At 64.8% G+C, this 310-nt stretch carries 1 protein-coding gene; it reads right to left on the reverse strand.

All coding sequences use genetic code 11. The features are described 5' to 3' along the window. A partial coding sequence (locus EN851_RS35260) for a diguanylate cyclase (RefSeq protein WP_135931111.1) occupies nucleotides 1-310 on the reverse strand: 310 nt, incomplete at both ends.

Consider the following 310-nt stretch of genomic DNA (forward strand, 5'->3'; position numbering starts at 1 on the left):
TCAGCAGCCAGTCGCCTGCCGGGTGCCCGAACGTGTCATTGACGGCCTTGAAGCGGTCGAGATCGAGCGAGAAGATCGCCAGCGGCCCGGCCTTGGCGTCGCCAAGTGCCTGGTCCAGGCTTTCGCGGAACATCGAGCGGTTGGGCAGGTTGGTCAGCGTGTCGTGATGCGCAAGATGCGTCATGCGCTCCTCGGCGCGGCGACGCTCGGTGACATCGTCGAAGGTCACCACCCAGCCGCCGCCCATCGGCTGGCGCACGACGAGCAAGGTCCTGCCGTCGGAAAGATAGCGGTAAGTCGAATGCATCTT

The sequence above is a fragment of the Mesorhizobium sp. M8A.F.Ca.ET.208.01.1.1 genome (genome assembly GCF_004791315.1).
GTDB lineage: Bacteria > Pseudomonadota > Alphaproteobacteria > Rhizobiales > Rhizobiaceae > Mesorhizobium.